Source organism: Kitasatospora sp. NPDC058492 (genome assembly GCF_042720685.1).
In the GTDB taxonomy this organism is placed as follows: Bacteria; Actinomycetota; Actinomycetes; order Streptomycetales; family Streptomycetaceae; genus Kitasatospora.
This window is the reverse complement of record NZ_JBHXMU010000003.1, coordinates 116,339-128,347: the sequence shown is the minus strand read 5'-3', so window position 1 is coordinate 128,347 and position 12,009 is coordinate 116,339. Positions and strand designations below refer to the sequence as shown.

The following is a 12,009-nucleotide window of genomic DNA, read 5'->3' as shown; positions in this document are numbered from 1 at the left end:
CGCGGTGTCCGCGGTCCTGGTGTCCGCGTCGGGCTTGCCGGGGGTGGTCACGCCGCCTCCTGCTCGGTGAGCTGGGAGAGCACGATCTCCCGGTACGTCGGGTTGTCGGCCATCAGTTCGTGGTGGGTGCCGGTGCCGACGACCGCGCCTTCGTCGAGGACGATGATCCGGTCGGCGTCGCGGATGGTGGAGACGCGCTGGGCGACGATCAGCACGGTGGCGTCGGAGGTCTCGCGGGCGAGGGCCTTGCGCAGCCTGGCGTCGGTGGCGTAGTCGAGCGCCGAGAAGGAGTCGTCGAACAGGTAGACGTCGGGCTGGCGGACCAGGGCCCGGGCGATGGCCAGGCGTTGGCGCTGGCCGCCGGAGACGTTGCCGCCGCCCTGGGCGATCGGGGCGTCCAGGCCTTCGGCCAGTTCCTCGACGAAGTCCTTGGCCTGGGCGATCTCCAGGGCGTGCCAGAGTTCCTCGTCGGTGGCGTCGGGCCGGCCGTAGCGGAGGTTGCTGGCGACGGTGCCGGAGAACAGGTAGGGCTTCTGCGGGACGAGGCCGACGCTCTCGGCGATCGTCTCGGGGGCGAGTTCGCGCACGTCGACGCCGTCGAGCAGGACCTGGCCGGAGGTGGCGTCGAACAGCCGGGGCACGAGTCCGAGCAGGGTGGACTTGCCGCTGCCGGTGGAGCCGATGACGGCGGTGGTCTCGCCGGGGCGGGCGGTGATGGCGATGCCGCGCAGCACCGAGGCCTCGGCGCCGGGGTAGCGGAAGTCGACGTCGCGCAGTTCCAGGTTGCCGCGGCGCAGCACCTCGGTGATCGGCGCGGCGGGCGGGACGACGCTGGAGGAGGTGCCGAGGACCTCCTCGATGCGCTCGGCGCAGACCTCGGCGCGCGGCACCATCATGAACATGAAGGTGGCCATCATGACGCTCATCAGGATCTGCATCAGGTAGGAGAGGAAGGCGGTGAGCGCGCCGATCTGCATGCCGCCGTTGTCGATCCGGTGGGCGCCGAACCAGAGCACGGCGACGCTGGAGACGTTCACGACCAGCATCACGGCCGGGAACATGAACGACATCAGCCGGCCGACCTGGAGGGCGGTGTCGGTGAGGTCCCCGTTGGCCTTGGCGAAGCGGGCCTGCTCGTGGTCGTCCTTGACGAAGGCGCGGATGACCCGGATGCCGGTGATCTGCTCGCGCAGGACCCGGTTCACGGTGTCGATCCGGGTCTGCATGCTGCGGAACTTGGGGCGCAGTGAGCGGACCAGGAGGAGGACGACGGCGCCGAGCAGCGGGATGACCGCGAGCAGCAGGCCGGACAGCGGCACGTCCTGGTTGAGGGCCATGATGATGCCGCCGACGCACATGATCGGGGCGGCCACCATGAGCGTGAAGCTCATCAGGGCCAGCATCTGGACCTGTTGGACGTCGTTGGTGGTGCGGGTGATCAGCGAGGGGGCGCCGAACTGGCCGACCTCGCGGGCGGAGAAGCTCTGCACCCGGTCGAAGACGGCGGCGCGGACGTCCCGGCCGAAGGCCATGGCGGTGCGGGATCCGTAGTAGACGGCGCCGATCGAGCAGAGCGCCTGGACCAGGGTGATGCCGATCATCACCCCGCCCACTTGCAGGATGTAGCCGGTGTCGCCCTTGACCACGCCGTCGTCGATGATGTCGGCGTTGAGCGTCGGCAGGTAGAGCGCCGCCAGGGTGGACACCAGTTGGAGCCCCACGAGCAGCGCGATCGGTCGGGAGTACGGGCGCAGGTACGCCCTGAGAAGTCTGATCAGCACTGGCACACTCTTGTCGTCGACGGGTGGATTCGCATCCCGATTCTCGTTCTTTGGTGGACTCGTACAGGAGATTCACGAGTTGTGGATCGCAGGTTTGCCCAGTCCTTTGCCGAACCGTACGGCGGGCCCGGTTGCCCGGGTTCACCGGGGCGCGGGGCGGAGTCGTCGTCGGGCACCGGTGGCGCGGTGGTGTGCCGGCCGGGCCCCGCCCTCTTACGGAATGACCGGTTTCCCCCTAGGCTGCTGATTGCCCCCTTGTTACTCGCCGGTATCGCCAGGGTTGACCGGGGGCCCGGCGACCGCCCCCCACGGGCGCCGAAACCATCCCTCAGACGGCCACCCGCCCCCGGAGGTCCTCGTTGAGTTCCGCGCAGTCCCTGATCGACTCCGGCAGTGCCGACTTGGTCGCCGGGCGTCCCGCCTCCGTCGCCCACCTCTTCCTGGAGCGGGTCGCCGCCACCCCGAACGCCGAGGCCTACCGCTACCCGGCCCCGGTCGACGAGCACGCCGCGGACAGCGCCCCCGGCGCCGAGCAGTGGCGCTCGCTGACCTGGGCGCAGACCGCGGCCCGGGTCAAGGCGGTGGCCGCCGGGCTGATGGCGCTCGGCATCCGGCCGGAGGACCGGGTGGCGCTCGCCTCCTCCACCCGGCTCGAATGGATCATCGCCGACCTCGGGAACATGTGCGCGGGTGCCGCCACCACGACCGTCTATCCCAGCACCAACGCCGACGAGACCGCGTTCATCCTCTCCAACTCCGGTTCCAGGGCGCTGTTCGCGGAGAACTCCGCCCAACTCGCCAAGGCCGTCGACCAGCTCGGACAGCTGCCCGAGCTGCGGACCGTCATCCTCTTCGACGCCGCCGAGGCCGACGCCCCCGGGACTGACGCCGCCGGGACTGACGCCGCCGGGAGTGACGCCGCCGAGGCGGGCGCCCCAGAGGCCAGTACCCCCGAGGCCGAGGGTCTGAACGCCCTCACCGTGCTCACCCTCGCCGAGCTGGAGCAGCGCGGCGCCGAGTACCTGGAGCAGCACCCGGACGCGGTCGAGAAGACCGTCGCCGCGCTCGACAAGGAGCAGCTGGCCACCCTCATCTACACCTCCGGCACCACCGGCCGCCCCAAGGGCGTGCGCCTGGTGCACGACTGCTGGGCGTACGAGGCCCGGGCCCAGGAGGCCAGCGGGCTGCTGCGCTCCGACGATGTCCAGTTCATGTGGCTGCCGCTGTCGCACGTGTTCGGCAAGACGCTGATCTCCGGCCAGATCGCCACCGGCCACGTGATGGCCGTGGACGGCCGGGTCGACCGGATCATCCACAACCTGCCGGTCATCCGGCCGACCGTGATGGCCTCGGCGCCGCGCATCTTCGAGAAGGTCTACAACGGCATCGCCGGCCGGGCCCGGGCCGAGGGCGGAGCCAAGTACAAGATCTTCCGGTGGGCCGCCAAGGTCGCCCGCGAGCACGCCCGCGCCGTCCAGGAGAGCCGGATCGCCACCGGTGCCGGCACCGCCCCGCTGGGCCTCAGGCTCCAGCACGGCCTGGCCGACAAGCTGGTCTACGCCAAGATCCGCGCGGCCTTCGGCGGCCGGCTGCGCGGCGCCGTCTCCGGCAGCGCCGCGCTCGCGCCCGAGATCGGCTACTTCTTCCTCGGCGCCGGCGTGCCGATCCTGGAGGGCTACGGCCTCAGCGAGACCAGCGCCGGCTCCTGCGTCAACCGTGAGGAGGACATCCGGATCGGCACCGTGGGCCGCCCGCTGCCCGGCACCGAGGTCCGGATCGCCGAGGACGGCGAGATCCTGCTGCGCGGCCCCGGCGTCATGCGCGGCTACCACGACCTGCCCGAGAAGACCGCCGAGGTGCTGGAGGCCGACGGCTGGTTCCACACCGAGGACATCGGCGAGCTCGGCCCCGACGGCTTCCTGCGGATAACCGACCGCAAGAAGGACCTGTTCAAGACCTCCGGCGGCAAGTACGTCGCGCCCAGCGAGGTCGAGGGCAGGTTCAAGGCGGTCTGCCCGTTCGTCAGCAACATCCTCGTGATCGGCAACGGCCGCAACTTCTGCACCGCGCTGATCGGCCTGGACGAGGCGGTCATCATGCCGTGGGCCGCCGAGCACGGGCTGAAGGGCAAGTCCTACGCCGAGGTGACGGCCGACCCGCAGGTGCACCAGCTGATCGAGGGCTTCGTCAAGCGGCTCAACGCCGACCTCCAGCGCTGGCAGACGATCAAGAAGTTCCACCTGCTGCCGCGCGATCTCGACATCGAGCACGGCGAGCTCACCCCGAGCCTGAAGATCAAGCGCCCGGTGGTCGAGCGGACCTACGCGGACGCCGTCACCGCGATGTACGCGGGCGCCAACGAGGCCTGATCGGCCCCGCCCCCGTACGGCTCACCGGTTCGGGTGAGCCGTACGGGACAATGGGGTCATGCCCTCCGCACTCCCCGACGGCGAACCGGTGCCGTCCGACGGTTCCCTGCCCGCATCCGCCCGCACCGGTCTCGGGCAGCGGCCGTTCGGCTTCTACCTGCACGTGCCCTACTGCGCCAGCCGCTGCGGCTACTGCGACTTCAACACCTACACCGCCACCGAGCTGCGCTCCTCCGGGGCGGTCGCCTCCCAGGAGACCTACGCGGACAACGTGGTAGCCGAGATCCGGCTGGCCCGCCAGGTCCTCGGCCCGGTCGACCTGCCGGTGCAGACCGTCTTCCTCGGCGGCGGCACCCCCACCCTGCTGCCCGCCCGCGACCTGGTGAAGATGCTCGCCGCGCTGCGCGAGGAGTTCGGGCTCGCCGACGGCGCCGAGGTCACCACCGAGGCCAACCCGGAGTCCGTCGACCCGGCCTACCTGGCCGAACTGCGCGAGGGCGGTTACAACCGGGTCTCCTTCGGCATGCAGAGCGCCCGCCCGCACGTCCTGAAGCTGCTCGACCGCCACCACACCCCCGGCCGCCCCGAGGCCTGCGTCGCCGAGGCCCGCGCCGCCGGCTTCGACCACGTCAACCTGGACCTCATCTACGGCACCCCCGGCGAGTCCGACGACGACTGGCGCGCCTCCCTGGACGCCGCCATCGGCGCCGGGCCCGACCACGTCTCCGCGTACTCCCTGATCGTCGAGGACGGCACCAAGCTCGCCGCCCGGGTCAAGCGCGGCGAACTGCCGATGATCGACGACGACGTGCACGCCGACCGCTACCTCATCGCCGAACAGGCGCTCAGCGCCGCCGGCTACACCTGGTACGAGGTCTCCAACTGGGCCACCACCCCCGAGGGCCGCTGCCGCCACAACGAGCTGTACTGGACCGGCGCCGACTGGTGGGGCGCCGGCCCGGGCGCGCACAGCCACGTCGGCGGCGTCCGCTGGTGGAACGCCAAGCACCCCGCCGCCTACGCCCAGGCCCTCGCCGAGGGCCGCACCCCCGCCCTGGGCCGCGAGGTGCTCGCCGAGGAGGACCGCCGGGTCGAGCGCATCCTGCTGGAACTGCGCCTCGCCGAGGGCATCCCGCTCACCCTCCTCACCGACACCGGCCGCCACGCCGCCGCCCGCCACCTCGCCGACGGCCTCCTCGCCGCCGAGCCGTACGCCGGGGGCCGCGCCGTCCTCACCCTCCAGGGCCGCCTGCTCGCCGACGCGGTCGTACGTGACCTGGTGGACTGACATTCGTTAGCGTGGGTGTCAGCCGTCGGAGGGAGCGTGCGATGACCGCCATCGATGATCGGATGACCGGGATCTTCGAGAACCTGGAGGTGCCGGAAGGCGTCAAGGCCGAGCTCATCAGGGGGGAAATCGTGATGATGGCCGGGCCGGACCTGGTCCACAACCTCATCGTCGAGTGCATCGTGGATCAGGTCCCGAGGGCTCTCTGGCATCGGTTGCAGACCCAGGACCTGGCTTTCGCGCACGAGGCCAGCGAGCCGCAGCCGGATCTGGTGGTGATCGAGCGGGGCGCGGTGGAAGCCCCCGGACGGTTGGTCCCGGCGCCTGCGGTGACCATGGTCGTCGAGGTGGTGTCGAAGACCAGCGTCTATCGCGACTACCACGTCAAGCGGGAGATGTACGCGGGCGGGACGATCAAGGCCTATCTGATCGTCGACCCCTTCAAGGGCGAGTGTCTGCTGCTCACCGAACCCGACACCGCTACCGCGTCGGGCGTGCCGGACTACGCGGTCGGGCAGCCCTTCAAGTTCGGCGACCCCATCCGGGTCGACGTCCTGGGCGTGACGCTGGACACAGGTGAGTTCGGAACGCTCTGACAGTCACTCCGGAATCGTCACGAAGTCGATCAATTCTTCGACCTTGCCCAGCAGTTCCGGCTCCAGATCCTTGTAGCTGTCCACCGTGGAGAGGATCCGCTTCCAGGCGGCGGGGGTGTTCACCGGCCAGCCGAGGCGGCGGCAGACGCCCTCCTTCCACTCCTCGCCGCGCGGGACGGCGGGCCAGCCGGGGATGCCGACGGAGGCGGGCTTCACGGCCTGCCAGATGTCGATGTAGGGGTGGCCGACGACCAGGACGGCGTCGCCGGTGACCTGGGCGGCGATGCGGTGCTCCTTGGTGCCGGGGAGCAGGTGGTCGACCAGGACGCCGAGGCGCCGGCCCGGGCCGGGGGCGAAGTCGGCGACGATCGCGGGCAGGTCGTCCACGCCCTCCAGGTACTCGACGACCACGCCCTCGATCCGCAGGTCGTCGCCCCAGACCCGCTCGACCAGTTCGGCGTCGTGCCGGCCCTCGACGTAGATCCGCGACTCGCGGGCGACCCGGGCCCGGGCGCCGGGGACGGCGACCGAGCCGGAGGCGGTGCGGCCCGGCGTGCGGGAGGGGGCGGGGCCGGCCGGGCGCACCAGGGTGACCGTCCGGCCCTCCAGCAGGAAGCCGCGCGGCACCAGCGGGAACACCCGGAGCTTGCCGAAGCGGTCCTCCAGGGTGACGGTGAAGCCCTCGGCGGTCTTCTCGCAGCGCACCACCGCGCCGCAGAAGCCGGTGGCGGCCTCCTCCACCACCAGGTCCCGTTCGGCGGTCACCTCCGGGGCGGGCTGCTGCTTCTTCCACGGCGGGGTCAGGTCGGGTCCGTACTGGCGGCTGTGCATGAAAGCGACTATACGGACGGACCGTCAGAGGCCCGGCGCGCCCCAGACCGGGAACCAGCGGCTGAGGTCCTTCTCCAGCCGCAGGTCGTTCCCGAGCGTCGCGTTGACCTGGAGCTCCAGCGGGCTGTTGCGCCGCTCCCCGCCGCCGGGCATCGGGGCGAAGGGGTAGAAGGTGCCGCGCTTGTAGAGGTAGACCAGGGCCAGCGACTGCCCGTCCGGGTTGCGGAAGCCGACCAGCGAGCAGAGCAGCTGCGGCCCGAAGCCGTTCGCCTCCAGCTCGCTGTTGACCGCGTGCAGGTCGTTGACCAGGTCCGGCAGTTCCTCGGGGGTGTGCCGGGCGAGCAGCCAGGAGTAGCCGTAGCCGTCCTTGGAGGCCTCGACCGGGACGCCGCCGCGCTCGGTGTCGGCGTCGAGCAGCGCCCGCACCTGTTGTTCGACCTGGCCGAAGGCCGCGCCCTCGACGGCGGCGAAGCAGACCGAGCCGAGCCCGGTGGGGGTGAACCCGGCCGCGGCCTCCAGGGTGAGGGCGGCGGACGGGACGCCGAACAGCTGGTCGAGGTCGGGCTTGACGGGCTTGGTGCGCCCGAACAGGGTGTCCAGGATTCCCACGGCGGTCCTTTCGGGGGAGGGAGTCGGGAGGAGCCAGGAGGGGGGCGGGAGGGCCGTAGGGGGCCGGGGCCTCAGCGGCCGAGCTGCTCGGAGATCTTCGCCAGCTCCGCGAGCCGCTTCTCCAGCGTCGGGTGGGTGGAGAACAGCTGCGAGGCGGTCTCCCGGGCGCTCAGCGCGGGGGCGAAGTAGAAGGCGTTGTAGGGCTGCGCCTGGCGCAGGTCCTTGCTGGGGATGGCGGCGATCTGGCCGGTGACCTTGGTGAGCGCGGAGGCGAGGGCGCTGGGCCGGCCGGTGAGCTGGGCGGCGGCGCGGTCGGCGGCGAGTTCCCGGTAGCGGGACAGGAGCCGGGTGAGCAGGAAGCTGATGGCGTAGACGACCATCGACACCAGCGGGATGATCAGGGCGACGATGGCCGCGTTCTGGTCGTTGTTGTTGCGGTTGCCGCCCATGAACCCGCCGTACATGGCGATCCGGGTCATGGCCCCGGCGAGGACGCCGAGGAAGCCGGCGATGGTCATCACCGCGACGTCCCGGTGGGCGACGTGGGACAGTTCGTGGGCGAGGACGCCTTCCAGTTCCTCGGGCTCCAGCCGGCGCAGCAGGCCGGTGGTGACGCACACCACGGCGTTCTGCGGGTTGCGGCCGGTGGCGAAGGCGTTCGGCATGTCGTTGTCGGCGACCGCCACCCGGGGTTTGGGCATGTCGGCCAGCGCGCAGAGCCGGTCGATGGTGCCGTGCAGTTGCGGGTACTGCTCAGGGGTCACCTGGTGGGCGCCCATCGCCCGTTCGGTGATCTTGTCGCTGAACCAGAACTGGGCCACGAACAGCCCGCCGGAGATCAGGACGATCAGTGGCCAGGCGCCGCGCAGCAGCACGATCAGCAGACCGGTGAAACCGACGTACAGCAGCCCGATCACGAACATCGTCACGACCATGCGGCCGGTCAGGCCGCGGTCGGGCGCGAAACGGGTGTGCTGGCCCGAGCTCGACATTGCTTGCTCCTCCATTCGCCGTCGTCTTCGATGCTGCCACCCGGACGGCCCTGCGGCACCACCCCCGCGCCGGGAACTGCGGGCAGGATCACTCCGGCCGGGCCGTTCCTGCCGTTGGGCCCGGGCCTTACACTGGCAGGTACGGTTTTGGCACTCGCAGGTTCAGAGTGCCAAAGCGGGTGCCGGAGCCGGGATCCTCCCGGAGCGGGCAGCAGCATGCGTGACACGAACGGACAACGTGCGAAGACGGAGGTGTGTGCCCCATGGCCGGTGAGGTTCGCCAGCTGGACGACCGCAAGCTCGCCGTGCTCCGCGCGATCGTCCAGGACTACGTGGGCACCGAGGAGCCGGTCGGCTCCAAGGCCCTGGTGGAGCGGCACAACCTCGGAGTCTCCCCGGCGACCGTGCGCAACGACATGGCGGCGCTGGAGGAGGAGGGCTACATCCACCAGCCGCACACCAGTGCCGGGCGCATCCCCACCGACAAGGGGTACCGCCTGTTCGTCGACAAGCTCGCCGAGGTCAAGCCGATGAGCGCCCCCGAGCGCCGGGCGATCCGGCACTTCCTGGACGGCGCCGTCGACCTGGACGACGTGGTCATGCGGACGGTGCGGCTGCTCGCCCAGCTCACCCGGCAGGTCGCGGTGGTGCAGTACCCCTCGCTGTCGCGGTCCACCGTCCGGCACATCGAGCTGGTGGCGCTGGCCCCGACCAAGGTGATGCTGGTCCTGATCACCAACACCGGCCGGGTCGAGCAGCGGATGGTCGACTGCCCGGGCCCGGTCGGCGAGACGGTCCTGGCGGACCTGCGGGCCCGGATCAACGCGCGGGCCGTCGGCCAGCGGCTGCCGGACGTGCCGGGGTTCCTGGAGGAGCTCCCGGCGGGTTTCGAGCCGCCGGACCGCCCGACCGTCAGCACGGTCCTGGCGACGCTGTTCGAAGCGCTCGCCGAGCAGAACGAGGAGCGGATCATGCTGGCCGGCACGGCCAACCTGACCCGCTTCGGGCACGACTTCCCCCTGACCATCCAGCCGGTGCTGGAAGCCCTGGAGGAGCAGGTCGTCCTGCTCCGCCTCCTGGGTGAGACGGCGGACGCCGCGATGACGGTCCGGATCGGGCGGGAGATCGCCTACGAGGGGCTGAATTCCACCTCGGTGGTGTCGGTCGGTTACGGTTCGGGCGACGAGAGCGTGGCCAAACTGGGTGTGATCGGTCCGACCCGGATGGACTATCCGGGCACAATGGGGGCGGTGCGTGCGGTGGCGCGGTACGTGGGCCAGATCCTGGCCGAGTCGTAGCACAGGCCGCCGTCGGAACCTCTGACGGCGGTGTCCAGTCGCAGCACTACTACAGGCGGAACAAGCGGAGCATTTGGTGGCCACGGACTACTACGCGGTACTCGGCGTCCGACGGGATGCGGGGCAGGACGAGATCAAGAAGGCCTTCCGACGCCTGGCACGCGAACTGCACCCGGACGTCAACCCGGACCCGAAGACGCAGGAGCGGTTCAAGGAGATCAACGCCGCTTACGAGGTGCTCTCCGACCCGCAGAAGCGCCAGGTCTACGACCTCGGCGGTGACCCGCTCTCGCCGGGCGGCGGGGGCGCGGGCGGCTTCGGCGCGGGGGCGGCCGGATTCGGCTTCTCCGACATCATGGACGCCTTCTTCGGCGCCGCGGCCGGCCAGCGCGGCCCGCGCTCGCGCACCCGCCGCGGCCAGGACGCCATGATCCGGCTGGAGATCACCCTGGAGGAGGCCGCCTTCGGCACCACCAAGGAACTCCAGGTCGACACGGCCGTCACCTGCACCACGTGCAGCGGTGAGGGCGCGGCCCCCGGCACCTCCGCGCAGACCTGCGACATGTGTCGCGGCAGGGGCGAGGTCTCCCAGGTCACCCGGTCGTTCCTGGGCCAGGTCATGACCTCCCGGCCCTGCCCGCAGTGCCAGGGCTTCGGCACCGTCGTGCCGACCCCGTGCCCGGAGTGCGCCGGCGACGGCAGGGTCCGCGCCCGGCGCACCCTGACCGTCAAGATCCCGGCCGGTGTCGACAACGGCACCCGGATCCAGCTGGCCGGCGAGGGCGAGGTCGGCCCCGGCGGCGGCCCGGCCGGCGACCTGTACGTCGAGATCGCCGAGACCACCCACACCGTCTTCCAGCGGCGCGGGGACGATCTGCACTGCACCGTCACCATCCCGATGACGGCCGCGTCCCTCGGCACCCAGGTGCCGCTGCAGACCCTGGACGGGCTGGAGGAGCTCGACATCCGGCCCGGCACCCAGTCCGGCCAGTCGATCCCGCTGCACGGCCGCGGCATCACGCACCTGCGCGGCGGCGGACGAGGCGACCTGATAGTGCATGTCGAGGTGCAGACGCCCACCAAGCTCGACCCCGAGCAGGAGGAGCTGCTGCGCCGGCTCGCGGTGCTGCGCGGCGAGGAGCGGCCGTCCGGCCAGTTCGCGCCGGGCCAGCAGGGCCTGTTCTCGCGCCTCAAGGACGCGTTCAACGGCCGCTAGGCCCTAGGGCGTGTCTGGCAATTCCCGCCGGGCGCGCGACGCCGGGCATCCCGCCTGGACGCACCGGCGAAACGTCCAAGTACGGCCCAGTACGAGGACGCTTCGCCGGCACGCCCAGCCGGGCGCCCAACGCCGCGCGCTGATCCGCCGCGAATTGTCAGACACGCCCTAGCCCGGGCCCGCCAGGCCCTGGCCGTCCGCGCGGGGGTGCCGGGTTCTGCCCGGCGCCCCTTTCGCGTTCCCGATCCGCCCCACCCCCCGGAGGTTCCCCGCATGACCGCCCCCGTCTTCGTCGTCGAGACCGAGCGGATCGCCGCCGCCGCGCCCGGCTCCGTGGTGCGCCTCGACGGGCCGGAGGGGCGGCACGCGGCCGCGGTGAAGCGGCTGGCGGCGGGCGAGGCGGTGACCCTCGCCGACGGGCTGGGCCTCGGGGTGGACGGGACGGTCGCCGCGGTGCTCGGCAAGGACGCGATCGACGTCACGGTGGCCGCCGTCCGCCGGGAGCCCGAGCCGGCGCCGCGGATCGTCGTCGTCCAGGCGCTGCCCAAGGGCGACCGCGGCGAGCTCGCGGTGGAGACCATGACCGAGGTCGGCGTGGACGTGATCGTCCCGTGGGCCGCCTCGCGCTGCATCACTCAGTGGAAGGGCGAGCGGGGCGCCAAGGCGCTCGCCAAGTGGCGGGCCACCGCCCGGGAGGCCGGCAAGCAGTCCCGCCGGCTGCGCTTCCCCGAGGTGCGCGAGCCGGCGACCACCCGGCAGCTGGCGCCGCTGCTGGCCCAGGCCGCGTTCGCCGCCGTGCTGCACGAGGAGGGCGCCGAGCCGCTGGCGCTGGCCGCGCTGCCCGCGGCCGGGGACGTGGTGCTGGTGGTCGGCCCGGAGGGCGGGGTCTCCCCGGAGGAGCTGGCCGTGTTCGCCGAGGCGGGCGCCGGGCCGTACCGGCTGGGCCCCTCGGTGCTGCGCACCTCCACCGCCGGGGTGGCCGCCGGCGCCCTGCTGCTGGGGCGCACCGGCCGCTGGTCGTAGCCGGCC

Annotated in this window: 10 protein-coding genes; 6 read left to right on the top strand and 4 right to left on the bottom strand. The window is 71.8% G+C overall.

The features are described from left to right. Window positions 1-47: 47 nt before the first annotated feature. The gene (locus ACFWPI_RS03310; protein ID WP_063347530.1) at window positions 48-1,781 is read right to left on the bottom strand and encodes an ABC transporter ATP-binding protein; all 1,734 of its coding nucleotides are present in this window, start codon (window positions 1,779-1,781) and stop codon (window positions 48-50) included. 359 nt (window positions 1,782-2,140) lie between these two features. On the opposite strand from ACFWPI_RS03310, the gene ACFWPI_RS03305 reads away from it, so the two are divergent. The 3 genes from ACFWPI_RS03305 to ACFWPI_RS03295 are packed head-to-tail and all read left to right on the top strand — an operon-like array spanning window position 2,141 to window position 6,034. Beyond that, a complete protein-coding gene (locus ACFWPI_RS03305; RefSeq protein WP_380378503.1) occupies window positions 2,141-4,150 on the top strand; it encodes an AMP-dependent synthetase/ligase in 2,010 nt (669 codons plus the stop codon). A gap of 58 nt (window positions 4,151-4,208) precedes the next feature. After that, the gene (gene hemW / locus ACFWPI_RS03300) at window positions 4,209-5,438 is read left to right on the top strand and encodes a radical SAM family heme chaperone HemW (protein ID WP_380378505.1); all 1,230 of its coding nucleotides are present in this window, start codon (window positions 4,209-4,211) and stop codon (window positions 5,436-5,438) included. 41 nt (window positions 5,439-5,479) lie between these two features. Next, the gene (locus tag ACFWPI_RS03295) at window positions 5,480-6,034 is read left to right on the top strand and encodes a Uma2 family endonuclease (protein WP_380378507.1); all 555 of its coding nucleotides are present in this window, start codon (window positions 5,480-5,482) and stop codon (window positions 6,032-6,034) included. Between the two features lie 3 nt (window positions 6,035-6,037). Here ACFWPI_RS03295 and ACFWPI_RS03290 read toward each other — a convergent pair whose 3' ends face one another. From ACFWPI_RS03290 to htpX, 3 genes are all read right to left on the bottom strand, one after another. Next, entirely contained in the window at window positions 6,038-6,865 is an 828-nt protein-coding gene (locus tag ACFWPI_RS03290; RefSeq protein ID WP_063347526.1) for a DUF3097 domain-containing protein, read from the bottom strand. A 24-nt stretch (window positions 6,866-6,889) separates the two neighbouring features. After that, window positions 6,890-7,474: a hypothetical protein gene (locus ACFWPI_RS03285; protein ID WP_363369929.1), complete on the bottom strand. Its 585-nt coding sequence runs from the start codon at window positions 7,472-7,474 to the stop codon at window positions 6,890-6,892. Window positions 7,475-7,545: 71 nt separating this feature from the next. Beyond that, window positions 7,546-8,466 carry a zinc metalloprotease HtpX gene (gene htpX, locus ACFWPI_RS03280; RefSeq protein WP_063347524.1) on the bottom strand — a complete coding sequence of 307 codons (921 nt, stop codon included), beginning with the start codon at window positions 8,464-8,466 and terminating at the stop codon, window positions 7,546-7,548. A gap of 263 nt (window positions 8,467-8,729) precedes the next feature. On the opposite strand from htpX, the gene hrcA reads away from it, so the two are divergent. From hrcA to ACFWPI_RS03265, 3 genes are all read left to right on the top strand, one after another. After that, window positions 8,730-9,764, top strand: a complete 1,035-nt coding sequence (hrcA, locus tag ACFWPI_RS03275; RefSeq protein WP_063347523.1) for a heat-inducible transcriptional repressor HrcA — start codon at window positions 8,730-8,732, stop codon at window positions 9,762-9,764. A 76-nt stretch (window positions 9,765-9,840) separates the two neighbouring features. Next, a complete protein-coding gene (dnaJ, locus tag ACFWPI_RS03270) occupies window positions 9,841-10,980 on the top strand; it encodes a molecular chaperone DnaJ (protein WP_063347522.1) in 1,140 nt (379 codons plus the stop codon). Between the two features lie 273 nt (window positions 10,981-11,253). Beyond that, complete coding sequence (locus tag ACFWPI_RS03265; protein WP_380379890.1) at window positions 11,254-12,003, top strand: 16S rRNA (uracil(1498)-N(3))-methyltransferase; 750 nt, start codon at window positions 11,254-11,256, stop codon at window positions 12,001-12,003. Window positions 12,004-12,009 lie beyond the last annotated feature (6 nt).

Excerpts from the sequence above, each read along its gene's own strand:
- hemW (WP_380378505.1), top strand. The coding sequence starts at position 4,209 with ATGCCCTCCGCACTCCCCGACGGCGAACCGGTGCCGTCCGACGGTTCC.
- ACFWPI_RS03295 (WP_380378507.1), top strand. The coding sequence starts at position 5,480 with ATGACCGCCATCGATGATCGGATGACCGGGATCTTCGAGAACCTGGAG.
- ACFWPI_RS03290 (WP_063347526.1), bottom strand. The coding sequence starts at position 6,865 with ATGCACAGCCGCCAGTACGGACCCGACCTGACCCCGCCGTGGAAGAAG.
- htpX (WP_063347524.1), bottom strand. The coding sequence starts at position 8,466 with ATGTCGAGCTCGGGCCAGCACACCCGTTTCGCGCCCGACCGCGGCCTG.
- hrcA (WP_063347523.1), top strand. The coding sequence starts at position 8,730 with ATGGCCGGTGAGGTTCGCCAGCTGGACGACCGCAAGCTCGCCGTGCTC.
- ACFWPI_RS03265 (WP_380379890.1), top strand. The coding sequence starts at position 11,254 with ATGACCGCCCCCGTCTTCGTCGTCGAGACCGAGCGGATCGCCGCCGCC.